The sequence below is a fragment of the Acidobacteriaceae bacterium genome, assembly GCA_028283655.1.
Taxonomy (GTDB): domain Bacteria; phylum Acidobacteriota; class Terriglobia; order Terriglobales; family Acidobacteriaceae; genus Granulicella.
The window spans coordinates 3,487,167-3,512,030 of record JAPWKE010000003.1; the positions used below are offsets into that span (position 1 = coordinate 3,487,167).

Genomic DNA, 24,864 nt, shown 5'->3' on the forward strand with positions numbered 1-24,864 from the left:
GACAATCGCCCCACTGCCTCGCTCGGAAGCGCCACTCAGGACATTGGCGGCTACCTGCGAATTGTACCGGCTGTCCTACAGCTTTACCAAGGGTGACACGCTTCTGACAAGCTGGGGAGGTCAGTCTTGCATTTTTTGGGCTTTTTCAGCAGGTCAATCGTTTCAACACAAAGGCCGGTTGGGTGCCGGTGTAGGCTACACGGGACGACTGGCAGAAGTGTCACGAGAGCGTGAAAGCGAGGCTTTGGATGAAGTGGACAGCAGCAAATATTCCGCCGCAGGCAGGCAAAACGGCGTTGATTACGGGCGCAAACAGCGGTATTGGCTACCAGGCGGCGCTGGAACTGGCCCGGGCAGGCGCGCATGTGCTGGTGGGGGTTCGTGACGCAACCAAGGGCGCGGCTGCGGTGGCGCAGATTCGCGCGGCTGTGCCGCAGGCGAGTGTGGAGGTCGCGGTGGTGGATGTGGCCTCGCTGGCGAGCATTCGCGCGTTTGCCGAGGGGTTTGCGCAGCACGGCGTGGCGCTGGACATCCTGATCAACAACGCTGGAGTGATGGCGATCAAGGATCGCGAGCTGACAGTGGATGGGTTTGAAAAGCAGATGGGGACGAACCATCTGGGGCACTTTGCGCTGACGGGGCTGTTGCTGCCGCAGTTGCTGGCGTCGCGAGATGAAGCGTCGCCGCGTGTGGTCACGGTGGCGTCGCTGGCGCATCGTGGCGGGGCGATCGAGATCGACAACCTCAACGCCGAGACGGGGTACACGGCGTGGGGAGCGTACAACAACTCGAAGCTGGCGAATATTTTGTTCGCTCGTGAGCTGCATCGCCGTTTGCAGGGCCGCGCACTGTCGCTGAAGAGCCTGGCGGTGCATCCCGGGATCTCGAAGACGAATATTTTTCAGAACGGGGTGAAGGGCAAGGACTTCAAGAGCGTGTTCATGTCGATCTTTGGCGGTCCGCTGATGCAGAACGACGCGATGGGGGCGTTGCCTACGCTGTTTGCGGCGGTGGCTCCGGAGGCGCGTGGCGGGCAGTACATTGGGCCGGACGGCTTCATGGAGTTCAAGGGCTCCCCGGCGGTCGTGGAGCCGCGTGCTCAGGCGCTGGACGCGGAGATGGGGCGCAAGCTTTGGGAGAAGAGCGAAGAGCTGACCGGCGTGACGTACGGGCTCTAGCGAGGAGCTTGCCGGCGAAAAGAAAACGCCAAGGCGCGAAGGCCGCTAAGTTTCGCCAAGGGATTTCTGGCGAAGGTTGGCGGTCGCGGCGCCTTGGCGTTCTCTCTTTGTGGGGGCGAGGCTGGCCGTTAGACTAGCGAACGTATGCCTACGCGTGTTCGTTCGTTTTCGAAGATCAATCTCGGCCTGCGGGTCGGGCCTCCGCAGCCGGGGACGGGCTTTCATGCGCTGATGACCTGCTACCAGACGCTGGCGGCGCATGACGTGATCACGATGAGCGCGCAGCGGGCGGCGAAGACGACGATAACGCTGGGGGCGAACCATCCCGGCGTGCCGCGCACCGAGACGGGTGATGCGGCGAAGAATACGGCGTACAGGCTGGTGGCGCTGGCGTTGGAGAAGCTTGGCGTGGGGGCTGAGGTTCATATCGAGCTGAATAAGCGGATGCCGGTGCAGGGTGGGCTCGGAGCGGGCTCTGCGAACGCTGCTGCGGCGCTGCTGGGGTTGGAGCGCGAGCTTGGCGTGGCGTTAAGCTGGGACGACCGGCTGACGCTGGCGGCGGAGGTCGGCTCCGATGTGCCGATGTTCCTGCTGGGCGGGACGATGCTGGGGTTGAATCGTGGCGAAGAGGTGTATCCGCTGCCGGACCTGCCGACGACGCCTTGTGTGCTGGCGATTCCTTCGGTGGGGGTGTCGACGGCGAAGGCGTTTGCGGCGCTGGACGCGAAGTACGCGAGGGCCCAGGGACCGGGGCCAGGGGATCAGAGTGCAGGTTTGCCGGGGGCCGGGGCCTCCCCATTGACTTTTCAGCCGCCTGTGGATAAACTTAAAAAGTTGAGCCACGCTCTGGCCGGTGCGTTTACGTATCCCGGCACAGCGGAGTCTGGCTTTACCGGTATCGCTGGCAGCGCTGGCGATCTGGCGGAGAACCCCCTTCTCACGCTTGTCCGCACCGGGATCGAGAACGACTTTGAAGAAGTAGCGTTCTCTGAGCATCCCACCCTGCGTTCTATCAAGCATGAATTGGCGGGCAACGGCCCGGAAGCAGCGATATTCGCTGGTCTCTCGGGATCCGGTTCGGCTTTGTTTGGCTTGTATGCCAGCGAGCAGGACGCGCTCAAGGCTCAACAACGTGTGCAGCAAGCTGGCACGCGGGCGATTGTCACAACGACCCTGCCCCGCACCGGCTATTGGCATACGATGTTCGCAGAGTAGGTTTTCGGTACGCGCAACAGTTTGGCCGAAAATACTGGGCGATCGACTAACGGTAGGTCAAGTGCCTTTGACGCACTCAGTCCAGGTTCGAATCCTGGTCGCCCAACCACAAGGTCGTTCGCTGCGCCCCCTCCCCGGCGCCCTGTGATCGAAGGAAACTTGGAGCTTTTGCAGTTTCGCACCGGCGGCAACGCGGTCCGGTGCAGGATCATCCGTAAAGAAGTTCGGGTTGCGTTTTATGGTGCGGAGCAAATTTTCCGCCACGCGATCTTGAAGAAACCGGGTCCTGAAACATTTGGAAGAGGGCGATAAACAGCGCCCCGGACATGTGACAGACAAGCAGCACTGAACCAATCAAGCAGGTCAACCAGCCTGGAGAATGTTCAACCATGAGTAAGCAAGACTCAACTGCGGTTTCTTCCCCAAGTTCCACACAAGGCGACGCTGTCCCGGCCCAGGCCGAGAGCGTCGCCACGAAGACGGCGGCGGCTGATCAGTCAGCCGCCGCAACTTCGAGCAGCAAGACCGCACCGGCCAAAAAGCCGTCGCGGTTGAGCGAAGACAAGCGCTTCAAGATCTTCTCCGGTGCTGCGAATATTCCGCTGGCCGAAGAAGTTTGCGAGTTTCTTGGCGTTCCGCTCGGGCAAGTACGTTTGCAGCAGTTCTCGGACGGCGAAACGCACTTCCAGCTCCTTGAAAACGTGCGCGGCGTGGACGTGTTTCTCGTCCAGCCCACCAGCTACCCGGTCGATAAGCACCTCGTTGAGTTGCTGATCATGATCGACGCGCTTCGGCGCGCTTCGGCCGGTCGCATTACCGTTGTTGTGCCGTACTACGGCTACGCCCGTCAGGACCGCAAGGACCGCCCCCGTGTGGCGATTACGTCCAAGCTAGTCGCTGACCTGCTGGTTACAGCAGGAGCTAATCGCGCTTTGTTCGTGGACCTTCACGCAGCGCAGATTCAGGGCTACTTCAATATTCCGGTTGATCATCTGTTCGCTTCGCCGGTTCTGGTCGGATACTTCCGTGACCTGAACCTGCCGAACCTGACCGTGGTCAGCCCAGACGCCGGTGGCGTAGAGCGTGCGCGATTCTTCGCGCAGAAGCTCGGAGCTCCGCTGGCGATCGTCGACAAGCGTCGTACGGACATCAACGTCACCGAAGTGATGAACGTGATTGGTGATGTGAAGGGCAGGACGTGCCTGATCCTCGACGATATCGTCGACACGGCAGGCACGCTGGTAAAGACAGCGGAAGCGCTGAAGGACCAGGGCGCGACCGAAGTTTACGCCTGCGCATCGCATGCGGTTCTTTCCGGACCGGCTGTGGACCGCATCAAGGGTTCGAGTCTGAAAGAGCTGGTGGTGTCCAACACCATTCCGTTGACGGAAGCCGCGCGCGCAGTACCCAAGATCAAGGTGCTTTCGATTGCCGGTCTACTCGGCCGCGCTATCGAGAGCATTCACATGGAGACGTCGGTTTCGTCGCTCTTCAACTAAAGAACAGGGTTCAGGGGGGTAGGGTGCAGGGTGTAGAACTCCTGCTCGAACCTCCGAGGCCCATAACAGCGGCGAGAGCCGCAAACGGAGTCGGTACGAAGCTTTGGGACGCTGAGTCCCCTGCATGCTTCGTACTTGCGCCCGAAAGGAAAAACAATGTCGAACCAGACTGCACCCACGTCCGTCGTAGCAACGCCCCGCACCGGTACCTTCAACAAGAACCACGCACGCCGCGTGCGCGTTTCGGGTCTCATCCCGGCTGTTGTTTACGGTGCAGGTAAGCCTTCGATCGCCGTTACGGTTGATCCGAAGCTCATCACCCGCATCCTGCACTCGGATGCCGGCCACAACTCGATCTTCGATCTCCAGATCGAAGGCGGCGAGACGGGCAAGGCGATGATCGTTGACTGGCAGAACGAGCCCATCAAAGGCACGCTGCTGCACATCGATCTCAAGCGCATTGCGCTGGACGCGAAGATGAAGCTTTCGGTTCCGGTCCACCTCGTGGGCACCGCAACCGGCGTGAAGAACCAGGGCGGCATGCTGAGCCAGATTCTGCACGAAGTAGAGATCGAAGCCCTGCCGGGTCAGATTCCTGCGCACATCGACGTGGACATCACGAGCCTGGAGCTGAACGGTTCGATCCACATCTCGGACCTGCCCCACTCGGACAACTACAAGTTCCTTGCCAACGATGAGAACCAGGTTGTTGCTCACATCACGGCTCCCAAGGCTGATGCGGAAGCAGACGCTGCGGCTGGCTCGGCTGAGCCGGAAGTTGCCAAGAAGGGCAAGAAGGAAGAAGCCAAGTAACGAGGGTTTAGGGGGTAGGGTTCAGGGTGTAGAAAACGTCCTGAACCCTCCACCTGGCACCTTGTGCGCTGCTTATGAAGCTGATCGTCGGACTCGGAAATCCCGGAATGGAGTACCTTCTGACGCCGCACAACGCGGGCTTTCTGGCAGTGGACCGCATCGCAGAAGTTTGCGGTGTACAGATTTTGAACCGGCGCGGCAAGGCCACAACGGCCAAAGCCATACTGGCAGGACAGGAAGTTCTTCTGGCGAAGCCGGAAACCTTCATGAACCTCAGCGGCATGTCTGCTGCGGCGCTCTTGAAGGAGTTGAACCTCGAAGTGAGCGAGATGATCGTGCTCTACGACGAGTTAGCGTTTCCGCTGGGCACGCTGCGATTGGCGCAGCGCGGTTCGGCAAACGGGCACAACGGTGTGAAGTCAATCACCAGCGTGCTTGGCACGGAAGAGTGGATGCGTGTGCGCATCGGAGTAGGCAAGACGACTCCCGATGGACAGCCCATCAAGGCCGGTGGATCAAACTACCTGCTGGCCCCGATGAAGAACGCGGCGCTCGACGTGATGGATAAGGTTCTTGACGATGTCGTAAAGGCCGTCGAGGCGTGGATGCGGGCAGGTGCTGCTGCAGCCATGAATGAGTTCAACCGGAGAGAAGACGTTAGACCGCAAGACATTCAACAGTAGAGAAAGCGCTGTATTGGCGACTCTGATGTCTGATGTTTTCTGGTTCAATACTTCGCTCCACAAATAGCCAAACTCACCTCAAGGCACCGAGGGAGTGCGGGTAGAACCCGCAGAAGGAACAACAATGAACCGCAGCTACGAAATCATGTTCATTGTCCGCCCGGATCTCGATGAGACCGAAGTGGACAAGATCGTCGAAACGTTCTCGGGCCACGTCACCACTGGTGGTGGCGAAGTCAAGCAGGCAGAGAAGATGGGCCGTCGCCGCCTGGCGTACACGGTAGACAAGTTCAACGACGGCATCTACATCCTGCTGATCGTCGAAGCACCTGCCGCGTCGATCTCGGAGCTCGAGCGCCGTCTGCGCGTCTCGGAGCAGATCATCAAGTTCATCACGGTGCGCATGGACGAAGAGAACAAGCGCGTCGCGAAGATCCAGAAGCACCGCGCTTCGCGCGTGAAGCGTTCGGCGCTTCCGACGGAAGTTCCCGATGCTCCTGCTGCGCCTGCAGTTGCTGCCGCTCCTGTAGAAGCCGCTCCTGCTGAAGTGGCTGCTCCTGCCGCTGCTGAGACGGAAACCGTCACCGCGTAAGCGAACGCTTTCCCCGACCGATCCCAAACACCTGTGGCGCTTTGAAGCGCCAAGAAGGAAATGAACATGGCTGACGAAATCACGACTCCGCAAGCTTCGACTCCTGCCGCTCCGGCGGCTGCTGCTGCCCCGTCGTCTGCTCCCTCGAGCGGACCGCGCACTGGCTCACGTCCTCCCCGTCCTGCAGGCCCTGGCGGCCCTGGCGGCCGCAAGTTCTTCCGCCGCAAGAAGGTTTGCAAGTTCACGGTTGAGAAGATCGACACGATCTCCTACCGCGATGTGCGCCTGCTTCAGCAGTTCGTTTCGGACCGCGGCAAGATCATTCCTCGCCGCCTCACCGGCACCTCTGCTCCGTTCCAGCGCAAGCTGACGCGCGCCATCAAGCAGGCCCGCGCTATCGCTCTGCTGCCTTACGCGGCGAAGTACTAAGACTGCGCCGCTGAAGCGGCCAAGACGAGATCTGGAGAATCACAATGGAAGTCATTCTGAAGGAAGACGTACAAAAGCTGGGTCACCGCGGCGACGTGGTGAAGGTAGCCGACGGCTACGCCCGCAACTACCTGCTGCCCACCAAACTCGCGATCGCTGCGACCGCGAACAATAAGGCTGTCATCGAGCAGATGAAGGCCTCGGCGCTGCGCAAGTCGGTGTCGGAGAAGTCGGGTTCGGAAGAGCTCGGCAACAAGCTGAACGAAGCGGTTGTTCTGTTCGAGCGCAAGACCGGTTCGACCGGCCAGCTCTTCGGTTCGGTCACCTCGGCCGATATCGCGAAGGCTCTCGAAGAGCAGGGCTTCACCATCGACCGTCGTAAGATTCACCTCGACGAGCCGTTGAAGACCGTGGGCGAGTACCACGTTCCCGTGAAGCTGCACCGCGAAGTGACCGCACACCTGCAGGTCACGATCAAGTCCGATGCTCCTGAGCAGGTTGGTCCTGTGGAAGAAGTGGAAGACGAGACCGCGTTCAAGTCGCTCTATGAGGGCGAAGTGGACTTCCAGCGCGAGTAGTTTTTCGCCAGCGGTACACATAAGAAAGCGCCATCCTTGCGGGTGGCGCTTTTTTTCCTGAGGTTGGAGTTCTCATGCAGCGGTCGGCGTGTTGCCTCCGTAGAACTTGCCGAACTGCTTTGCCGAGCCAATGCCCTTGAGCAGAAGGCCAAGTCCGAACGCCACAACATCGGGCGTCGCATGAAGATCGAACGATCCCACCCGAACCGTGAGGAAGTAGACCACGACGATGTTGACGAAGCCCCAAATGACGTTGACTGTAGACGAGGAAAGGCCCTTGCCGGGAGGCTTGGCGAAGGGGCTTTGAAAGGGGCGGCCCATGACGCCAGAGACAAAATGCGGGACAGCGTTCTCTGCGAACACGCCACCGAAGAAGTAAGAAACCAGCCAAAGTGGATGCATGATGTGGAACTCCTTTCGAAATCGGGGATGGAGGAAACGGTGGATCCGGGAATCTGGGGGTCTGGGCTTACTCGACCAATCGGCGGAGAAGTCCGAGTGCGTCGAGTAGCTTCTTTTGCTCGTCGATAGAAAGCTTCTGCGAGATCGTCGAGGTCAGCCAATCGTGACTCGCGGCTCTTCTTTCCTGGATCCACTTCACGCACTTCGGTGTGAGGGACATCAGTCGCTGGCGGCCATCGTTGGGGTCGGGTGCGCTACTGATCAAGCCCGCTTCCTGCAAGGGGGCAACGACCTCGCGCATCGACTGAGGCTTCATGCCTTCTGCTCGTGCCAGACTGGCAACGGTTGCCCCGCCGTGTTGCTCGAGGCGAACAAGCACTGCGACTTGAGGCGGCGTCAGATCTTTGCCACCTCCATGCTCGCGGACCCGGAGTCTGAGACTTCGATGCACGGCACGGATTTCTACGGCGAGAGTCCCGGCGAGACCGGTCTTGGGAGATGGTTTCTTCATACTCACAAACCACTGTGAGTGATTGACAGGTAACCTGTCAAGTTTGCCTGCTAATTAAACGATGGGCGCGGCGCCAGGAATACTTTGCTGCGAAGCTGTAAGGCCGTTTCGTAACGGGAAACGCTTCTACAAGCTGAGTGCGGGATAAGCCTCGACGTACTTTTCGCGGTGGGCTCTTTGTTTGCGGCCCGGGGAGGAAGACTTTAACGCGAAGGGTAGGCGCGACGTACGCGAAGGAAAGGCTTCGAAGGCAGAGGAGAGGCGCAGAGCCGTGCAACGAGTTGTGTAAACGATAAGCGCCACCCTTGGGTGGGTGGCGCTTATCGTTTACGGGCGGCTTCAGGTTATGCAGAGAGTCCCGCACGAGCGGCTGCTGCGGCCTGGCACATGTGTTCGAGCGCGGCGATGGTCTCGGGCCACGCCCTTGTCTTGAGGCCGCAGTCGGGGTTGACCCAGATCTGCTCGCTCTTCAGGACGTCCAGGGCGAGGCCGAGGAGTTCGCGCATCTCTTCGGACGACGGGACGCGAGGGGTGTGGATGTCGAAGACGCCGGGGCCGATCTCGTTGGGATAACCGTGGGCGCGAAAGGCTTCGAGCAGTTCCATGCGCGAGCGCGCGGACTCCATGCTGATGACGTCGGCGTCGAGCTCTGCGATGGAGGGGAGGATGTCTTCGAACTCGCAGTAGCACATGTGGGTATGGATCTGCGTGGCGTCGTCGATGCTGCTGGTGGCGAGCTTGAAGGCCTTGACCGCCCATTCGAGGTAGGGAGCCCAGTCGGAGTGGCGAAGCGGGAGGCCTTCGCGGAGGGCGGGTTCGTCGACCTGGATGATGGGGAGGCCGGCGGCTTCAAGGTCTTCGACTTCGTCGCGGAGCGCGAGCGCGATCTGCCATGCGGTATCTTTGCGGGCGATATCGTCGCGTACGAAGGACCATTGCAGAACGGTGATGGGGCCGGTGAGCATGCCCTTCATGGGGTTCTTTGTGAGCGACTGGGCGTAGCTGGACCACTTGACCGTCATGGGCTGCGGGCGCGAGACGTCGCCGTAGATGACGGGTGGCTTTACGCAGCGCGAGCCGTAGCTTTGCACCCAGCCGTTCTCGGTGAAGGCGAAGCCTTCGAGGAACTCGGCGAAGTACTCGACCATGTCGTTGCGTTCGAACTCGCCGTGGACGAGGACGTCGAGGCCGATGCGCTCCTGTTCGCGGATGCACGCCTCGGTGGAGCGGCGGAGGAAGTCGTCGTACTGCTCGAGGTTGAGGTGGCCGTTCTTGAAGGCGGCGCGGTGCTTGCGGACCTCTGCTGTCTGGGGGAAGGAGCCGATGGTGGTGGTGGGGAGTGGTGGTAGCTGGAGCTTCGCACGCTGCGTTTCTGCACGTTTGGTGTATGGGCTGGTGCGGGCAAAGTCTGACTCGGTGAGTTGAGCGAGACGCAGGCGCACGGTGCTGTTGTGGCTGCTCTCTGCGGTGGCGCGATCGGCCACGGCGAGTGCGTTGGCTGCTGCTGCGGTGCTGTCGTTTGCCGCAAGCGCTGTGAGTTCAGAGAGTTTTTCTGAGGCGAAGCGAAGCCAACTTTTGATGCGCGGGTCGAGCTTCTTCTCGGAGGCGAGATCGTGCGGTGTGTGCAGCAGCGAGCAGGAGGTGGAGACGACGACGCGGTCTGCGCCGAGCGCGGCGATGGCTTGCTGGAGGAGCGGCTGGGCGATGGCGAAGTTGGTGAGCCAGATGTTGCGGCCGTTGACGACGCCGAGTTCGAGTGTCTGTTCGGCGGCGAGAGCGTTGAGGACTTCGTGCAGTTGCTCAGGGCTGCGGACGGCGTCAATGTGCAGCGAGGCGGTGTGGAGGTCGAGCGCGAGGGAGAGGTTATCGCCGAGGCCGCCGAAGTAGGTGTTCAGCGAGAGCTTTACAGGGATTTCTGCGAGCTGTTTGTACGCGCTGCGGAAGGCCTGCTTCTCCCAGGGTCCGAGGTCGGTGACGAGCATGGGCTCGTCGATCTGAACGTCGGTGACGCCTTCTGCCTGCAGCGCAGAGAGAACCTGCTTGTAGACGGTGATGAGCTTTGGCAGGAGCAGCGTGATGTCGCAGCCGGGGGCAGGTTTGCCGAGCAGCAGAAGGGTGACGGGGCCGAGGAGGACGGGGCGGGTTTCGATGCCGAGTTCGCGGGCTTCGCGAAGCTCGCTGAGGAGTTTGGTGGTGTTGGGTTGAAAGGTGAGTCCGGTGCTCCACTCGGGGACGAGGTAGTGGTAGTTGGTGTCGAACCACTTGGTCATCTCCATGGCGGTTTGCTCGTTGCTGTTGCGGGCCATGGCGAAGTACTGGGTGAGCGTGTCGGCGTGGTTGCCGAAGCGTTCGGGCGTGGCGCCGATGAGCACGAGGGTGTCGAGCACCTGGTCGTAGAGCGAAAAGTCGTTGGACGGAATGATGCTGATGCCGGCTTGCTGCTGCAGCAGCCAATGGTGGCGGCGAAGCTTTGCGGCGGTGGCAAGTAACTCGGCTTCGGAGCTGTTGCCTTTCCAGAAAGACTCCAGGGCGAACTTGAGTTCGCGGCCTTTGCCCATGCGGGGAAAGCCCAGAGTGGATGTTTTGAGAGGGGTGGTACTGGCCATGATTCGGTTCTCCTTTGTTGCTGGAAAACCACCCATGCGCAGGCTGCATCGCGTGCTCGGACGCACGGATGTGGCATTGTCTACCTCTCTGGTCCACGAGATCGGCAGGCTCAAACGCACCCACGGTCAGCGACAGAGGCGCTTCCGTGGTGGTGGCGGCGGGCCGGTACTCGGACTTTGAAGCGGGGAGGCTTCATCACCGTTGCGGGACAGCGCTGGATTCGCACCAGCTTCCCCGTTTAACAGCTTGCAAAAACAAGCTGACCTGCTCAGGAACAGCTTACCGGATTTTGGTGGGGTGGTGCTGAGGTGTGGTGATGACGACTGGTGTGGATGGCGGTAAGCCGACTAATGAGGACTAATCAGCGTTTCCGAAACGGCGTTCTCGCAACCTAACCCTTCAGCTTGCGCAGATGCATTTCCGCCGAACCGTCGCTTTGAATCGTGAACTGGTTTTCTTTGGGAAGATAGATACCTGCACACCGAGCATCCATCAGGTCGACTGCGAGCTTCGCCAGCACTGCATATGCCTGTTTCTTCGGAACGCCCCTATTCATCAGATCGAAGGCTACCCAAGTACGGTGCTCAATCCAAGCCTCTTCAAGCCGTTTGTTCTTGAAGCCCTGAGCCACTTCGGCAGGATCGCCGAGGTAGGGTTCCTCTGCCTCCAGCACGCTGATTAGGTGCGGGCCCCGCCTTCACTGTCTTCAACCGTGGATGCCACCCCACGAAATACATCTCGTTCGAGCCGTCGTACGGCACGCCAAACGCCTTGCTTGCCGCTGCCTTCAGAATCTCTTCCGACATCGCAAAGGGCTACGCAACAACATGACAATCGAAAATGGCATGTCATCGTTCGTGTCTTTTTTGCGAAAGAAGCCTCGCGCCGCATCAAGTAAGCCCATTCAGAGAACATAGCTGATTTTGCAGGCTTCTTTCTGGTGGAACTCTAAAAGCCACCTTCGCGGCTCTTGGCGTTAGTCCTGAGAAACGCGCTTCTCGGAAGTTGAAGACCACCAGCGTTAACGATTTGTTGGTACTGATCGGATCTCAGAAGCGGGACAAGAAGCTGGTAGACGTAGCTCGGTCGGTCGGTTACGAGTCCGATGCTGCGTTTAGTAAAGCGTTCAAGCGAGTTGTCGGGGCGAGCCCCGGCGAATATGGCAAACGAGGTTTGAAGGCCGAGGGCCATCTGTAGGCGTTAGCCCTGAAGGGTGACGAAGGTCTCTGATCGGATCTTCCAGCCGGAGGGGGTTTGTCGCCACATCGCTGCATAGGTGCCGGTGTACGCGACCGAGCCATTGGAGAGCGTTGCGACCCAGTGGCCACGTTCGGCGGCCAGAGTTTGATCGTCTGCGACGTTGATGGCTTCGGGGGTACGCACGTAGGTCATGCTTTGCTTTGGGTGGTCGAAGCCCTCTTTGAAGAGCCTCAGATACTCGGCGCGTGAGGGGACGAAGGTGCCATCGCCGATGATTCCGACGTAGTCCTCGCCGAGGGAGTCTTTGACGCCGAGCAGGTTGCGTCGCGCAATCGCGCGGTTGGAGTTGTCCCGGGCGCGGAGGATCTCTGCTTCATTCGACTCTTCGTTCAAGCCTGTCTCATTCCTGTCGGTCTGATGTGTGCGACGCGTGGAGCACGTTATCGCAAGCACTAGAGTAGAGCCTTTGCGGCTTTGCTAGTCGGCGAGTGTGTAAGTGTTGAGCAGGACGCCGGTGGGGGTTGTCTGGGTGTCGGCGAGTTTGAAGGTGCTCATGGGGGCGGAGCCTTCGGCGAAGAGGCGTTTGCCGGTGCCGAGCAGTACGGGGTAAACGACGAGCATGAGTTCGTCGGCGAGTTTGTGCTCTAGCACGGGTGTGGTCAGGGTGGAGCTGCCCCAGAGCATGAGGTCCGGGCCCTCGGTGGATTTGAGGCGCTGGATGTCGGCGATGAGGTCGGTTCCGAGGGCTTCGTGCGGGCCCCAGGCGAGCGACTCAGGGTGGTGGGTGGCGATGTATTTGGTGGCGTTGTTGATGCCGTCGGCGATGGGGGTTCCGCTGATCTTTGGCCAGTGCTGCGACCAGAGGTCGTAGGTGTGGCGGCCGAGTATGAGATCGAAGGGTTGGCTGTGAATGGCCGTGATCCTCGCGAGGCCTGCAGGGCTGCGGAAGGGGGCTGTCCAGTCGCCGTAGAGGTAGCCGTCGTTGGTTTCGATGATGCCGTCGAGCGAGATGTGTACGCCGATTCTTAGCTTGCGCATAGGCGGGCTCCTGGGAACGAGTTCACTATAGCCGATGCGTTCTTGTTTTTGGAGAGGGGTACCGCAGGGCCTGAACGCCCTATATTTTGAACGGCAAGGATGGCAGGGCTGAAGCCCTGCCCTACCGTCCTTGCTGCTGCGTTAGCTGTAGTTACGTTTGGTCGGCATGCTTAGGGGCGTTGGCCGATCTTGATGTTTTGTGCTGCTACCGAGAGTGGCGTTACGACGGGGGCCGCGATGCCGAGCACCTCTTCCAGCTTGCCGGTGTTGTAGTTCAGCAACCAGGCGTTTCCGCTGCCATCGATGGCTGGGCCGATGAGCGTGCCGGTGACGCCGAGGTTATAGCCGTCTGCCGGGGAGATGGCGGTGCCTGAGGTGGTGGTGGCCCCAAGCCTGCCGTTCGCGTTTACGGTGAACATCGTGTTGTTGCCGTCGATCGCCAGCCCGAGGGGTGCGGAGATGGTGGGCAGGTTCTGAACGTAGCTGCAGTTATTGCTGAACTCGACGAGGCTGTTGGTGTAATGGTCGGAGACCCAGGCGTTCTGGCCGCTGTCGATGGCTACGCCGTAGCCCTGCACGTAATTTGTGCCCTGGCAGGTGGTGTAGGTGATGCCAGCGCCGGTGCTCGCGTGCTTGAACTTCGCCAGTAGTGCCGGTGCGGTATTGTTGCTGTCGTAGCTGGTGACCCAGAAGTAGTCGCTTCCATCCACGGCGACGGCGAGCGGAGAAGGGACAGGCGACGTTGCCCAGACCGTGTTGCCCGAGTAGTTGTAGAGCAGCGACCACTGCGTTCCATCCGTCGGAGTGGTGGTCTGGGCGGTTGTCGCGAAGAAACCAAACCGATCCACCGCCATGTAGGACTGGAAGACGGGATTCTCGGCGGCATAGGAGACCTGGCTGATGTATGTACTTGTAGAAGGGTCGTAGACGGAGACGTTGTCGAACCTCGTATCGCTTACGGTGAGATCGCCCCCCGGCATAAAAGCAAAGGCGTTGAAGGCTGCTCCGCCTAAGTAGCTGAGAGGTGCGCCGAGAGGGCTGTTCTTGACCAGAGCCTGTTGATACGAACCCGCCACCCAGATGTTGCCTTCAAGGTCCACGGCGATGGAGCGACCGTTGAGAAGGTATTCGCTGGGGTAGGTCAGCGTGATGGAGAAGTCCGATGGCTGCGCGGTGAGCGAGGGCTGGAAGGGACTGTTCGGGACCGTCAGGTCATACAGCGCTTTTACGTTCGCGCCGGGCAGATGAGCGATGTTAATGGCCGCTGTTGCGGTGTCGGTGGGCTGGGTGGAGCCGTTGAGGGCGCTGCTCTGAATCGTGGTGCAGGCGGCTGACGATGCACCACTGGAGTTGATGCAGGCGGCGAGGATGTCGGCCAGCGTGTTGACGAGTGCCTGCGGAACGGTGCCGTTGCCGACAGGGGTGGTGGCCAGTGCCCCGGAGATGCTGGTGATGGAGTCCAACTGCGCTGCGTTCGCGGCAGCGTTGGCGACTCCCAACACGGCGGCGGTGCTTCCTGAGCTTGCCATGTGCGTGGCGTCGGTGGCGTAGCCAGCGAGGGCGTAGGCGGCGGCCACGGTAGAGACTTCGTTGATGACGACCAAGGGAACCTGGCTGGCGAGTGAACCGGAGGAGGGGCAGTTGCCGAGAACGGCCATCATGCCGATCATGGAGTTGTCTCCGGCGCCTGAGTCGCCGCCAAGGGCGTAGGCGTAGACCTGTGTGCCTGCGGTGCAGGTGTACTGCCCGGTCAGCGAGAAGTTACCGTTTGCGTCCGAGAGCACGTAGCTTCCGATGTCGTCGGAGGTGCCGGTCTGGAGCAGCGAGGTGGAGGCGGTGCCGTAGCCGGAGGTTCCTACTGCGAAGAGGTAGACGTGGGAGCCTGCGACGGGCTGCTGGCCGCCCATGAGCTTTCCTGCAATCGCACCGACGGCGGAGGATGAAGGGGGAAGCTTGGAGGTGAGGCCGTTGTCTACACCGCAACCGACAAGGGTTGAAAGAGAAAACGCCACGAACGCAGCCGCAGCTAAGCGGATGCCTTTTGAAATTCCACGCATAGGGGAGTCATTCAAGGGGAAAGTCCTTCCTGGAGGAAATGCGAATTCCGTTTGTCGCACATGTCTCTGCTGAACAGATGGAATGTGCCGGGAAGCTTATACTTCTCTAACTAACAGAACGCAGTTGTAAGTGGATGAGACCGTTGCATTTTGCGACGACATTGATATCAAACGGCGCGTCCAAAAAGGCGGCGCGAATGGAATCGTTTTTTAGATAGGTTTCAACTAGGAAGAGGTTCAGGCAGAAAACTACCTTCGGCGGTATGGAGAACCGGGGGCGTTCTGAATGGCCAAGATTTCGCGCACGCAAAAAACCTGTATTTCTTCTTGGCATCCAAAATAAAGAACGCTGACTCGCGAGTCAATGAAATTTCCTCGAGTAGCGACAAGAGTCGCTCTCCCACCGTTGGTCGGGCGAATTCATCGTCGCTTGCAACGCCGTGGCCGCCTTACCGACTCCAATTCACCATGGTCCGCTTTCTGGTTCTTGCTACGTTTCTTTTTCCGTTTGTCTCACGTGCTGGCGCTGCGGAGAAGCCGCCGTTGAAGACGGTGGATCATGTCGATCTAAGTCGCTACCTTGGCAAGTGGTATGAGCTGGCGCGGTTGCCAAACCGCTTTGAGAAGAAGTGCGATCGCGATGTGATGGCGGAGTACACGCTCGATGGCGAGACGGTGCGCGTAGTCAATACGTGTATCAAGGCGGACGGCAAGGCTACGCAGTCGAAGGGCAAGGCGAAGGTTGTGGATGCGGCCACGAAGGCGAAGCTGAAGGTGACGTTCTTCTGGCCGTTCTATGGTGACTACTGGATCGTTGGTCTGGACAGTGAGTATCGCTGGGCTGTAGTGGGTGAGCCGAGCCGGAAGTATCTCTGGGTGCTTTCCCGCACGAAGACCCTATCGGATGCAGAGTGGAAGGTTGTGGATGGGGTGATTCGCGAGGCGGGATATGAAAAGTCTGCGGTGAGGATGACCAAGCAGGTGCCGTAGTTCCGGCCCTGGAGGAAAGGCTATGTAGATGCATTCGCTCGCCAGAATTAGCCTGCGTCAAACACGCTCTTGATCGCCGCTGCGTGTTCAACCTAAGTTGCAGAAGCGGGTAGCTTCGTATATCGGTCAAGCAGACGTTGGGGTTATTCATTACCTGCTGTATTTGTGGCACTATCGGAAGAAAGCTCAGCAAAATCGAACCAGATACAAACAGGCATCGAGTGCTGTATTACTTAACTTCTTTCTTCCGGGTCTCTTATTTCAAGGGGCCACCTCATGCGTTCTACGGCACTGCTAGCCGTCTCTTTTCTTGCTCTAACTGGTTGCGTGGCGGATTACTCCGTTCCCGAAGCGACTACTCAAACTGATGGCGGCGCGATCCGCGGTGTGATCCATGGCGGCCAGCAGGCTGTGCAGGGCTCGCATGTTTACGTATTCGCTGTGGGAACAGGCGGTTATGGCGGCCAGTCGACCTCGCTGCTGACCAACGTTCCCGGCGTCACGACGGCTGACACGACGACGTTCTCCGGCCAGACGATCTACTACGTCACCAGCGGCCCTTCGGCCGGTGGCGGACAGTTCAATATCACGGGCGATTACACCTGCACGGCAGGCACACAGGTTTATCTGTACGCGACCAGCGGCAGTTCCGACGGCGGAACGGACACGAATAACGGCATCGGCATGATGGCTCCGTTGGGCAACTGCCCGGCTTCGGGGTCGCTGGCCGACCAGGTTCCCTACGTGACGATCAACGAAGTCTCGACGATCGCGACGGCGTACGCCCTTGCAGGGTTTGCCATCGACAGCACGCATATCTCTTCCTCGGGAACGGCGCTGGCGCAGACCGGCGTGGCGAACGCGATGGCGAATGCTTTGAATGTGCTTAATGTCAGCGCGGGAACGGCACGCACGAGCACCGCAGCGACAGGTTCCGTTGGTACGGTGCCGTCGGCGGCGATGTACACCCTGGCGAACATTCTCGCGGCGTGCATCAACACGGCAACCTCAGCGTCTACGAACTGCACCACGTTGCTGGGTGCGGCGACCAGTACGGGTGTTACCAGTGGAACCAAGCCGACAGAAACGGCGACGGCGGCGATTAACATCGCGCATTACCCAGGAGCTAATATTTCGACGCTCTATTCCCTGACCTCTTCGTCGGCCCCGTTTGCCAGCGCGCTTTCTAGTCAGCCAAATGACTTTGTGCTCGGAGTGACTTACCTGGGCGGCGGGCTCAATGAGGCGGGCAGTATGGCGATGGATGCCGCTGGCAACGTGTGGCTCGGCAATCAGGGTGGCAAGAGCCTGTCGAAGTTCTCTCCGCTCGGCGTGGTGCTCTCTGGCTCAACCGGACTTACGGGCGGTGGAATTGGTACGCCCTGGTCTGTCGGGATTGATCAGTCGGGCAATGTCTGGGGTGTGAACATCGCCGCGACAGCAGCACCTACAAGCAACTTCTTCAAGTTTTCGAACGCTGGTGTAGCGATCAGCGACACTGCGGGCTATACGGGCGGTGGTCTGAACAACCCGAACAATATGGCCGTGGACGCTTCCGGGAATGTGTGGGCTGCCAACTACCTAAAAGCAGGCGGTGGACTGGCGGAGTTCTCGAACGCTGGTGTTGCCATTTCAACCAGCGCGGGTTACACCGGCGGCGGGATGAAGGGTTCCCTGGGACTCGGAATCGATGGCGCGGGCGCAGTGTGGACCCCGAATTACGATGGCTCTTCGTTGAGTAAGTTCACCAACGCAGGTGTAGCGGTTTCGAGCACCAGTGGCTATACCGGCGGCGGCATCAGCGGTCCTGACACGCTTGCCATTGATTCGTCCGGAAACGTTTGGCTCGGCAACACGGGGAACAACTCGTTGAGCAAGTTTTCGAACAAGGGTGTCGCTATCTCGAGTAGCGCAGGATTTACTGGTGGCGGCTTGAACGATCCATCGGTTGTCGGCGTTGACGGCGATGGGAACGTCCTTGTAGCGAACTACGTGAGCAACGGAAATATCAGCAAGTTCACCAATGCAGGAGTGGCCATCTCCGGCTCGACTGGTTACAAGGGCAGCGGCGTCCTTAGCCCGTGGACGATGGCGATCGACGGCTCGGGGAATGTCTGGGTGTCGAACTACGACAGCAACACGCTGACGCAGATGCTAGGTCTGGCTGCGCCTGTGATCACGCCCGTGGTGGCGGGCCTGTCTACAACGCTGACCAGCGATGGCAGCAGCAAGCTGGGAACGCGCCCGTAGACGAACGCGTGGACAAAGAGAAGAGGAGCGGCGAATCATCGCCGCTCCTCTTCGTTTGCGTTGTGGATGTCTTCGCCCTGCTTTACCAGTGTTTCTTCACCGACTACGTTGAGCGGAGCTGTAGTTCTTCCTGCATCACTTGATACGAACAGCGATTCCCTGATCGACGATATGCGATGTCTCCTCGGATACGAACGTGAAGCAATGTGAGTCTGCTGGGGATTGTATGCGTGGGGATCATCAGGGTTTTTGAATCGTCTACAGACAGAATGGCCTCGCTCGATGGTTCAAGCGAGGCCGTTCTGCTTCGTTGTTTGTGACTTACAGCTTGCCGAGTTCCACGACGCGGACGCTTTCGATGGCGTCGACGGCGCGCAGCGTTTCGACGGCCTTGCTGAGGGTTTCCTGCGTTGTGTCGGTGGTGTCTACCTGCACAACGGCGAGTGCCTTGCCTTCGGGCACGCGGGCCGAGCGAGCGGCCTTGGCGCCGGAGCGACCCAGAGCGAAGTTGGCGATGTTCAGACCCGCTTCGCCGACGATGGTGCCGACGCGGCCGATGACGCCCGGGACGTCGTTGTTGCGGATGATGACGAGAGTGCCGGCGAGTTCCGCTTCGACGTCGATGCCGTCGTAGCTGAGCAGGCGCGGCGAGGAGCCGTGAAGCACGGTGCCGAGGCCGCTCCAGTCGCCTTCGCTGGATGCGCCGTTGCTGTCCTTGCGCGCCCAGTGGAGCGAGAGGCGAAGCGTTGCGCCGGTGCCGCCGGAGACATGCTCGCGCTTGTCTTCGAAGATGCGGATGCCGCGTTCGACTGCAACCGAAGCTGCGTTGATGCGGTTGACGCTGTCGGCACCGCGCAGAACGCCGGCGACCGCTGCGTTCTTCAGCATCTCAGTCTTCTGCGTGGCGAGGCGGCCGTTGTAGGTGAGCGAGATGCTTTCCACGGAGCCGAGCGAGGAGTCGCTGTTCACGCCGGCATCATGGCCGAGCATCTGGCCGAGACGGTACGCCATCTCCATGTAGGGCGAGAGCTCTGCGTACTCGTCTTCGTTCAGCGAGGGGACGTTGACGGCGTTCTGCACGACGCCGAGCTTGAGGTAGTCTCGCACCTGGTTGGCGAGCTGGATGCCGATGGCTTCCTGCGCTTCGTCGGTCGAGCCGCCGATGTGCGGGCTGAGCATGACGTTGGAGAGGCCGAAGTACGGGGAGTCCTTGAGCGGCTCCTTGCGGAAGACGTCAAGAGCTGCACCGGCGACCTTGCCTTCCTTCAACGCTTCAGCGAGCGCTTCATCGACGATCAGCTCGCCGCGCGCGCAGTTCACGATACGGATGCCCGGCTTCATGATGGCGATGGAGTGCTTGTTGATGAGGCCTTCGGTCTGCGGGGTGAGACCGACGTGCAGGGAGAGGAAGTCTGAGGAGGAGAAGATCTCGTCGATGGGAACGAGGGTGATGGAGTTCTCTCGAGCGATGGCGGGAGCGATGAAGGGATCGTAACCGATCAGGTTCATGCCGAAGGCCTTGGCGCGGCGAGCGACTTCGAGGCCGATGCGGCCGCAGCCCACGATGCCGAGCGTTTTGCCGCGGAGCTCAGTTCCCTGCAGCGACTTCTTGTCCCACTTACCTTCGTGCATGGTGGCGTTGGCGCGCGGGATGTGGCGCGTCATGGAGATCATGAGGCCGAGCGTGAGTTCTGCAACGGCTACCGCATTGGCGCCGGGTGTGTTCATGACGACGATGCCGCGGCGGGTGGCTTCTGCAGCGTCGATGTTGTCGACACCAACACCGGCGCGGCCAATGATGCGCAGCTTGGGTGCGTGCGACAGCAGCTCAACGTCGGCTTGTACGGCAGAGCGAACGATGAGAGCGTCTGCGTCTAAAAGCTCAGCCGGAAGGCCACCAGGCGCGATTTGATCGGCGGTGACAACATTCCAGCCAGCTTCTTCTTTGAAGATGGCGAGAGTTGCGGGCGAAACTTTTTCTGCGAGAACGATTTTCACTGTTGCTCCAATTTGGGCGCAAATGCGCCGCTCCCAGTGTATCGGTTTGGAGATGACAGGCAGGTTGCGGAGAAGGCTCAACAGTCCGAAGATCAGCGCGTAAAAGAAAAACGTATGACCGCAAAAGCGGCCATACGTTTTTTGTCGTGCTTGCTGCGGCTTCGGTTAGGCCTTGGGCTTTTCTGCCGGGGGCGTGAGCGGGACGTACGGCGCGGGTGGGGTTACGCCCTGCGCGCGGAGTGCTTTGTCGATCTGGGCAAAGATGAACTCGACCGGGATGGCGCCGTCCAGCTTGCTGCCGTTGATGAAGAGCGTTGGGGTGGAGGCCAGGTTGAGGGACTGGGCGAGGTGAACCTCGGTCTCAATCTGCTTGTTGTCCTGCTTCTGGATGCAGGCGTTCAGCTTGGTCTCGTCCAAATGCTGCCTGGTGGCTTCGTCGCGCGTCATCTGGTCGATCTGCTGGCCGGCGCGTTCCATGGTGCGTTCGGCTTTGGGGTCCTTGGGATCGTTGCCCACGGTGGAGGCGTGTGCGTGGATCTCGTCGACGGCGCTCCAGTACGCGGTAGGCGACTGGTCGGCGAGGCAGTTGACGTCGATCGCGGCACGCATCGCCCAGGGGTGCATGTCCAGCGGGTAATCGCGGTAGACGATGTGGACCTTGTCCCCGTAGCGCTGGGTGATCGCCGGGAAGATGCTGGCGTGGAGTTTTGCGCAGTATGGGCACTCGAGGTCGTCGAAGCCGACGATGATGACGGGAGCGTTTTCCCCGCCGCCGCGCGAGGGGCGACCAGTGTACGGGATGAAGGTGCGCGCATCGCCGCTGATGTCGTAGCTTGTTACCTGCTCCAGCTTCTTGCCGTCGCTGGAGATGAGGAACGAGATGGGGTGCGAGGCGTTGCCGTCGTTGGTCAGCGTGATGCTGAATTCAAAGAAGCCGGGGATGTTTGAGGGCGCGAGCATGCTCAGGTTCACGTCCGACATCGGGGGCAGGTCGGAGGCCTTGCGGCGAATGAGGCCTTCGACGCGGTAGGCGATCTCAGCCGGGATGGGCTTGCCGACTTCGAGCGGAGCGTTGGGCGCGGGAGTCTGGGCGTGGCAGCCGAAGCGAACCATGGAGAGAGCAAGCAAGAGGAGCGGAAGACGCGTCACGTTGAGCACACCCTGATTATCTCAGGTCGGGCCGCGCGGTAGAGTGGAGCTGAGGTGCTTGGAATGGCAGTGGACGTAAGCGCAATGAACGCGGCCGTGGGGGCGATGGAAGGCAGGCTGCGCGAGCGGCTGCAGGAGCTGGTGGAAGTCGAGTCACCGAGCGAAGACAAGGCTGCGGTCGACCGCGCTGGCGCGCTGGTGCTGGAGTGGGCGGCGGAGCTGGGTGCGACGGTAAAGCGCCACAAGCAGAAGGGTTACGGCGATGTACTGGAGCTGCGCTTTGGCCGCGTACAGCGGGGACGCGGACGCGTTCTGCTGCTGGGACATCTGGACACGGTGTGGTCGATGGGAACGCTAAAGACGATGCCTTACATCGACTGCGGCGATGGCAAGCTCTGCGGGCCGGGCGTGGTGGATATGAAGGCCGGTGTGGTGATGGCCCTGGAGGCGGTTGCTGCGCTGCAGCAACTGGGCGCGGAGCGCGCTGTGACGCTGCTGCTGAACAGCGAGGAAGAGATCGGCAGCCCGATCTCGCGGGCGATTACGGAGAAGCTCGCACTGGGGTGCTCGGCGGTATTTGTGCTGGAGCCCGCGCAGGGGCTGGCGTACAAGACGGCACGCAAAGGTGTGGCGCACTTTGCGTTGCGTGTCGAAGGTGTGGCGTCGCACGCGGGTGTGGATTTTGGCACAGGACACTCGGCGGTGCTGGAGATGGCGCGGCTGATCGAGGTTGTGTCTGGCTTTACGGATTTGAAGAAGGGCCGCACGGTGAACGTGGGCGTGGTGCACGGCGGAACGCGTTCGAACGTGGTTGCGGCGGAGTGCACGGCCGAGGTGGATGTGCGGGTGGTGACGGCGCGCGATGCGGCTGCGGTAGAGAAGCTGTTTGCGAAGCTGAAGACGGCGGACAAGGCCTGCAGGCTGACGGTCTCAGGTGGTTTCAACCGTCCGCCGATGGAGCGCAAGCCGGGTACGGTGAAGCTTTACCGACAGGCTCGGGCGCTGGCGGCGCAGATGGGTTTTGTGCTCGATGAGGCCAGCACGGGTGGCGGTTCAGATGGGAACTTTACGGCGGCGCTGGGCGTTCCAACGCTCGATGGCATGGGTGCTGTTGGCGGCGGGGCCCATGCGGCGCATGAGCATGTGGTGGCGGCGCACCTGGTGCAGCGCACGGCGTTGCTGGCTGCGATGATTGCGAGCGCGGAGTAGCGGTGCGTTTCCCTTGCGAACTCCGCGGCCCTAGCGTCGAGGTTTTCTGCTGATAGAGCTGTGAGCTAGGTGGGTAGAGAGCTTTGACGCTAGGGCCGCGAGGAGCGCGAAGGGAACGCAAAGAGCCTTCGTGGAAATGTAAGGTTACAGGTCGCGCAGCAATCGCACGGTGGCCGCGATTGGCAGGCCGACTACGTTGAAGTAGTCGCCTTCAATGCGTGGGATCCAACGCGACGCGTAACCCTGAATGCCGTAAGCGCCGGCCTTGTCGAGAGGGTCGCCGCTGTCGAGGTAGGTTGCGAGTTCGTCGGTTTCGATTGCGGAGAAGAAGACGCGCGTGGTTTCCAGATGCACCTGCGAGGTGCTGCGGCTGACGACCGCAAGGGCGGTGTGGACTTCGTGGGCGCGGCCTGCGAGTGCGAGCAACATGCGTCGCGCATCCTCAACGTCGAGAGGCTTGTTGAGCGCCTCTCCGTCGAGGACGACGGTGGTGTCTGCGCCTAGAACAATGGCTTCGGGAAAGCGATCGGCGATGGCTGTGGCCTTCTCCAGCGCGAGCCGCTGGACGTAGGCGTCGGGCGCTTCACCTGCATGGCGCATCTCGTTGATGTTCGCGGGTTCGACGACGAAGTCGAAGCCCGCGAGCGTCAGCAGTTCGCGGCGGCGCGGCGATTGCGAGGCGAGAACCAGCGCCGAGTGCAGTCTCACGCGAGTTCCTCGGCGATGATGTGCGCGTCCATCGCGTGCGCAGAGCCGGGGGCGAGCGTGATGCGGTCTTCGCTGGCGTTGGCGGTCTCGACGCAGACGAAGTGCTTCCAGGCCTCTTCGCCGAGGTCGGCGAGCTTTTCCGCCAGCTCGTTCCAGGGGTTCCAGACGACGGTGGTGCGCGAACCGGTCTTGCTGACGATGATCTTCCGCTTCAGCAGTGGGTCTTCAACGGTGACGGTGGCGGCGGTGTTCAGGTAGGGGCGATCGGTTTCGCTGGTCAGCGTCAGCACGTCGTCGTCCTGCGTCTTGCGCTTGTAGCCGTCGGTCTTGTCGAGGAACTCGGTCTGGCCGAGGCCGAGGATCTTGACCTGCTTCGGGTCGCCAACGGTGAGGTACGTGTGCAGGGCCTGCTCGAAGACCAGCGGCTCGGCGCCTTCGTTGGCGACGATCATGCGCATGTGCAGCTCACGGCCCAGGCGGAACTCCATGGCGACGCGGAAGCCGTCGAAGCCGAGCGCGCGGGTGCTGTCGCTGGCGCCAAGCGTCATCACAAGGTGAACGTCGTCGCCGACAGCGGCGGCAAAGCTCAGCTCCCACTCGGCGGTGCGGACAAAGCCGTGCTGGCTGCCTTCGGTGGAGTTTCCGGTGACGGCGGTGGTACGTGCGCCGAACCACGGAAAGATGACGGGGACGCCGCCGCGGATCGCCTTGCCGGGTTCGAAGAAGGAGTTAGGCGAGAGGAAGAGCACCGGCTCGGCGGTGTGCCTGGGATGCCACTGCGCGAGGTGCGCGCCGTGGAGGTACAGCTCAGCCGTGCAGACGGGCGAGGTAATCTCAGCGCGAACAAGAGAGTTTGCACCAACAGTGAAAGCGAGGACGCCGGGGATCGAGTAAAGCTCGTTGAGTTCGAATGCGGAAGCCATGCCTGCTTAGTGTAGTCGCAGGCCTTGCCACATAGTGTGAACGGCGAAGATCTCTAGCTTAGCTTCAGCTCATTCATGTTGCGCTGGCCGGTGGGACAGAGCTTCAGAAGCGGGCAGACATCGCACTTTGGCTTGTCAAAGGTGCAGAGCGTTTGTGCGTGCAGCTTGATGAGCGAGTGGTCTTTGTCGAGTGTCTCGGCGTCCCAGGTTTCGGGAACCAGACGCATCAGCCGCTCTTCGGTGGTGGCGGCATCGGCACGAGGCACGACGCAGAGCCGCTGGATCACGCGGAGGTGGTTGGCGTCGATGCAGATGGCACGGCGGCGCAACGTGGAGAAGTTCACCACGGCTGCCGAGACCTGTGGGCCGATGCCTTCGAACTGCTCCAGCCAGGAGCGGATTTTGTCCGTGCGGTAGCGGTGCAGAAAGTCCAGCGATAACGCGCCTGTGCGTGCGGAGATATCCATCAGCAGAGCCTTCAGCCGCGGCGCTTTGGTCTCAGGGAAGGTGACGATCTGGATGGCACGCTCGATCTCGCCGACAGAGGCGTCGCGCACGGCTTCCCAGTGGCCGGGGCCTGTGCCGGGGAAGCTGCGCTCCAGCTCGCGCATCACCTGGTGCGAGGTCGGTGTCTTGGTTCGCGCGCTGAGCAGCGAGTAGATAAGCTGCGTGAGCGGGTCCCACGGGGTTCGCTCGGGCGGCTCGCCGTAGTAGCCGAGCAGCAGCCGATGGATGTGCGGGAGCTTGTCGGCCTGCTCGGGTGTGAGCGGGCGGCGAAAGCTTTCGACGTCTTCGGGACTGGTAAAGAGCTCGGCGGTCATGCGGTTTGAGGAGG

The 24,864-nt window shown here is 60.8% G+C and carries 23 protein-coding genes, 1 tRNA gene, 1 pseudogene and 1 riboswitch; of the genes and pseudogenes, 13 read left to right on the forward strand and 12 right to left on the reverse strand.

Features of this window, described 5'->3' with window-relative positions:
• Positions 1–248 precede the first annotated feature (248 nt).
• The 9 genes from PW792_17270 to rplI all read left to right on the forward strand — a co-directional run bounded on the left by PW792_17270 (position 249) and on the right by rplI (position 6,987).
• On the forward strand, positions 249–1,178 hold the full coding sequence (locus tag PW792_17270; GenBank protein ID MDE1163679.1) for an oxidoreductase: 930 nt from the start codon (positions 249–251) through the stop codon (positions 1,176–1,178).
• 144 nt (positions 1,179–1,322) lie between these two features.
• Entirely contained in the window at positions 1,323–2,393 is a 1,071-nt protein-coding gene (locus PW792_17275; GenBank protein ID MDE1163680.1) for a 4-(cytidine 5'-diphospho)-2-C-methyl-D-erythritol kinase, read from the forward strand.
• Between the two features lie 35 nt (positions 2,394–2,428).
• Positions 2,429–2,502 (forward strand) — tRNA-Gln (locus PW792_17280).
• Positions 2,503–2,782: 280 nt separating this feature from the next.
• On the forward strand, positions 2,783–3,892 hold the full coding sequence (locus PW792_17285; protein MDE1163681.1) for a ribose-phosphate pyrophosphokinase: 1,110 nt from the start codon (positions 2,783–2,785) through the stop codon (positions 3,890–3,892).
• Positions 3,893–4,048: 156 nt separating this feature from the next.
• Positions 4,049–4,705 (forward strand): 50S ribosomal protein L25, encoded by a 657-nt coding sequence (locus PW792_17290; protein MDE1163682.1) that lies wholly within the window; start codon positions 4,049–4,051, stop codon positions 4,703–4,705.
• Between the two features lie 74 nt (positions 4,706–4,779).
• A complete protein-coding gene (gene pth / locus PW792_17295; protein ID MDE1163683.1) occupies positions 4,780–5,388 on the forward strand; it encodes an aminoacyl-tRNA hydrolase in 609 nt (202 codons plus the stop codon).
• A 124-nt stretch (positions 5,389–5,512) separates the two neighbouring features.
• Positions 5,513–5,980, forward strand: coding sequence for a 30S ribosomal protein S6 (gene rpsF / locus PW792_17300; GenBank protein MDE1163684.1), 468 nt, complete (start codon positions 5,513–5,515; stop codon positions 5,978–5,980).
• A 66-nt stretch (positions 5,981–6,046) separates the two neighbouring features.
• Positions 6,047–6,409 carry a 30S ribosomal protein S18 gene (rpsR, locus tag PW792_17305; protein ID MDE1163685.1) on the forward strand — a complete coding sequence of 121 codons (363 nt, stop codon included), beginning with the start codon at positions 6,047–6,049 and terminating at the stop codon, positions 6,407–6,409.
• Between the two features lie 44 nt (positions 6,410–6,453).
• On the forward strand, positions 6,454–6,987 hold the full coding sequence (gene rplI / locus PW792_17310; GenBank protein ID MDE1163686.1) for a 50S ribosomal protein L9: 534 nt from the start codon (positions 6,454–6,456) through the stop codon (positions 6,985–6,987).
• 72 nt (positions 6,988–7,059) lie between these two features.
• Here the strand turns inward: rplI and PW792_17315 are convergent, their stop codons facing one another.
• The 4 genes from PW792_17315 to PW792_17330 form a co-directional block, all read right to left on the reverse strand.
• The gene (locus PW792_17315) at positions 7,060–7,389 is read right to left on the reverse strand and encodes a hypothetical protein (GenBank protein ID MDE1163687.1); all 330 of its coding nucleotides are present in this window, start codon (positions 7,387–7,389) and stop codon (positions 7,060–7,062) included.
• Positions 7,390–7,456: 67 nt separating this feature from the next.
• Positions 7,457–7,900, reverse strand: coding sequence for a MarR family transcriptional regulator (locus PW792_17320; GenBank protein ID MDE1163688.1), 444 nt, complete (start codon positions 7,898–7,900; stop codon positions 7,457–7,459).
• 344 nt (positions 7,901–8,244) lie between these two features.
• On the reverse strand, positions 8,245–10,506 hold the full coding sequence (metE, locus tag PW792_17325) for a 5-methyltetrahydropteroyltriglutamate--homocysteine S-methyltransferase (protein MDE1163689.1): 2,262 nt from the start codon (positions 10,504–10,506) through the stop codon (positions 8,245–8,247).
• Positions 10,507–10,649: 143 nt separating this feature from the next.
• A riboswitch (cobalamin riboswitch) is annotated at positions 10,650–10,790 on the reverse strand.
• 108 nt (positions 10,791–10,898) lie between these two features.
• Positions 10,899–11,180, reverse strand: coding sequence for a hypothetical protein (locus PW792_17330; protein MDE1163690.1), 282 nt, complete (start codon positions 11,178–11,180; stop codon positions 10,899–10,901).
• A gap of 284 nt (positions 11,181–11,464) precedes the next feature.
• Between PW792_17330 and PW792_17335 the strand changes: the two are divergent.
• Positions 11,465–11,704 (forward strand): annotated as a pseudogene (locus PW792_17335) (AraC family transcriptional regulator).
• A gap of 3 nt (positions 11,705–11,707) precedes the next feature.
• On the opposite strand, the gene PW792_17340 reads toward PW792_17335, so the two are convergent.
• The 3 genes from PW792_17340 to PW792_17350 form a co-directional block, all read right to left on the reverse strand.
• Positions 11,708–12,100, reverse strand: coding sequence for a nuclear transport factor 2 family protein (locus tag PW792_17340; GenBank protein MDE1163691.1), 393 nt, complete (start codon positions 12,098–12,100; stop codon positions 11,708–11,710).
• Between the two features lie 84 nt (positions 12,101–12,184).
• Positions 12,185–12,745, reverse strand: coding sequence for a dihydrofolate reductase family protein (locus PW792_17345; GenBank protein ID MDE1163692.1), 561 nt, complete (start codon positions 12,743–12,745; stop codon positions 12,185–12,187).
• A 170-nt stretch (positions 12,746–12,915) separates the two neighbouring features.
• A complete protein-coding gene (locus PW792_17350; protein ID MDE1163693.1) occupies positions 12,916–14,802 on the reverse strand; it encodes a hypothetical protein in 1,887 nt (628 codons plus the stop codon).
• A gap of 468 nt (positions 14,803–15,270) precedes the next feature.
• On the opposite strand from PW792_17350, the gene PW792_17355 reads away from it, so the two are divergent.
• Positions 15,271–15,792 carry a lipocalin family protein gene (locus PW792_17355; GenBank protein MDE1163694.1) on the forward strand — a complete coding sequence of 174 codons (522 nt, stop codon included), beginning with the start codon at positions 15,271–15,273 and terminating at the stop codon, positions 15,790–15,792.
• 276 nt (positions 15,793–16,068) lie between these two features.
• Positions 16,069–18,042, forward strand: coding sequence for an NHL repeat-containing protein (locus tag PW792_17360; protein ID MDE1163695.1), 1,974 nt, complete (start codon positions 16,069–16,071; stop codon positions 18,040–18,042).
• A 321-nt stretch (positions 18,043–18,363) separates the two neighbouring features.
• On the opposite strand, the gene serA is transcribed toward PW792_17360, so the two are convergent.
• Positions 18,364–20,040: a phosphoglycerate dehydrogenase gene (gene serA, locus PW792_17365; protein MDE1163696.1), complete on the reverse strand. Its 1,677-nt coding sequence runs from the start codon at positions 20,038–20,040 to the stop codon at positions 18,364–18,366.
• Between the two features lie 165 nt (positions 20,041–20,205).
• On the reverse strand, positions 20,206–21,189 hold the full coding sequence (locus tag PW792_17370) for a thioredoxin domain-containing protein (protein MDE1163697.1): 984 nt from the start codon (positions 21,187–21,189) through the stop codon (positions 20,206–20,208).
• A 63-nt stretch (positions 21,190–21,252) separates the two neighbouring features.
• On the opposite strand from PW792_17370, the gene PW792_17375 reads away from it, so the two are divergent.
• Positions 21,253–22,398: a M20 family metallopeptidase gene (locus PW792_17375; protein MDE1163698.1), complete on the forward strand. Its 1,146-nt coding sequence runs from the start codon at positions 21,253–21,255 to the stop codon at positions 22,396–22,398.
• Positions 22,399–22,542: 144 nt separating this feature from the next.
• On the opposite strand, the gene PW792_17380 is transcribed toward PW792_17375, so the two are convergent.
• From PW792_17380 to PW792_17390, 3 genes are read right to left on the reverse strand one after another with little or no spacing between them, the layout of a single operon-like run.
• Positions 22,543–23,100, reverse strand: a complete 558-nt coding sequence (locus PW792_17380) for a Maf family protein (GenBank protein MDE1163699.1) — start codon at positions 23,098–23,100, stop codon at positions 22,543–22,545.
• A gap of 2 nt (positions 23,101–23,102) precedes the next feature.
• Positions 23,103–24,029, reverse strand: a complete 927-nt coding sequence (locus PW792_17385; GenBank protein MDE1163700.1) for a D-hexose-6-phosphate mutarotase — start codon at positions 24,027–24,029, stop codon at positions 23,103–23,105.
• 53 nt (positions 24,030–24,082) lie between these two features.
• Positions 24,083–24,850, reverse strand: coding sequence for an iron-sulfur cluster loop (locus PW792_17390; GenBank protein ID MDE1163701.1), 768 nt, complete (start codon positions 24,848–24,850; stop codon positions 24,083–24,085).
• Between the last annotated feature and the right edge of the window lie 14 nt (positions 24,851–24,864).